Consider the following 1,274-nt stretch of genomic DNA (forward strand, 5'->3'; position numbering starts at 1 on the left):
GAGATCGTGGACGGGTAAGACAGCACAGGCGAGGCTCCCGGTCGGGGCATCGGGTTTTGGTCGATTTGCTGTCTTACCTGGAGCCTCGCCCTCATCGATCCTCGGGCTACGCACACCGCCCCTGACCCGCAAGGTCAGGATGAAAAAGGCTGAGTGAGGTAGTAGTCCGAGTCGGACATGGCCCGCTGGGTTTGGACGTCACCACGCGCGGAGGCGATGTCCTGGGCGCGGCGGAAGGTGTCCCGGTCGATGAGTGCTTCGTGGGCGTCGGGGACGTAGACGTCGCGGTAGGCGATGTCCCCGAGGTAGGCGGGGTTGTCCAGGATCCGGTTGATGGTGTGTCCGGACCACTTCTTGCCGGTGCGGTTCGGAACACCGCGAGAGTTCAACTCGGTGGCGATGGCACGGGTCCCGAGCCGGTCGCGGGTGTAGAGGCGGAAGATGTCCCGCAGGATGGGTGCCTCGTCGGGGTGCGGCACCAAATGCTGCGTGTCGGGGTTGACGAGGTAGCCGTAGGGGCGGGTGCCGCCGGCCCATTGGCCTTTGCTGGCTTTCGCGGTCATACCACTTTTCACTCGGTCGATGATCATGTTTCGTTCGTATTCGGCGAACACGGCGAGGAATTGCAGCATCATGCGGCCGACCGCGCCGCCGGTGTCGACGGGTTCGGTGGCGGATGCGACTCGGACGTTGGCGGCGTCGAGGGTGGCGGCGAGGTCGACGAAGTGAGCGAGGCTGCGGCTGAATCGATCGACTCGGTAGACGAGCAGGACGTGGTAGAGGCCGGCTTTCGCCGCGTCGAGTGCCTTTTTCAAGCCGGGGCGTTCGGTGGTGGCGCCGGAGGCGTCGTCTTCGAATTCGCAGACGATGACCCAGCCGGGGTTGTTGTCGACGTAGCGTCGAAGGGCGGTGCGTTGGGCGAGCAGGCTGAAGGGTTGGTGTTCGTCGTCGGTGGAGCGGCGGATGTAGATGCACACTCGACACGGGCCGGTCGAGCCTTCCTGCTGGGTGGTGGTGGGGGCGCGTCGGCCGCGCCGCTTCGGTGGGCTGGTGGGAGTGGTCTTGCCTGGCATGAGGGTGTTCCTCCGGTGAGGTCGGGCTGTGGGGTGGCCGTGGGCGGCCCACACGGGGTGGGCCGCCCACGGTCTAGTACTCCAACGTCACTTGGCCTGTCTGCGCTGGTAGTGGGATCGGCGGGCTCGGGCTTGGGATGTTCGTCGCCAGAGCGACCAGTGCAGGGTGTGTGCTGGTGGGTGCGTCACGGCGAGGACGAA

General features: G+C 66.0%; 1 protein-coding gene. It reads right to left on the reverse strand.

All coding sequences use genetic code 11. From position 1 onward, the window contains the following. Positions 1-134: 134 nt before the first annotated feature. Positions 135-1,073, reverse strand: coding sequence for a recombinase family protein (locus KBX06_RS27435; RefSeq protein WP_210839952.1), 939 nt, complete (start codon positions 1,071-1,073; stop codon positions 135-137). Between the last annotated feature and the right edge of the window lie 201 nt (positions 1,074-1,274).

It is taken from the genome of Micromonospora sp. C31, from assembly GCF_018070575.1.
Classification (GTDB): Bacteria; Actinomycetota; Actinomycetes; order Mycobacteriales; family Micromonosporaceae; genus Micromonospora.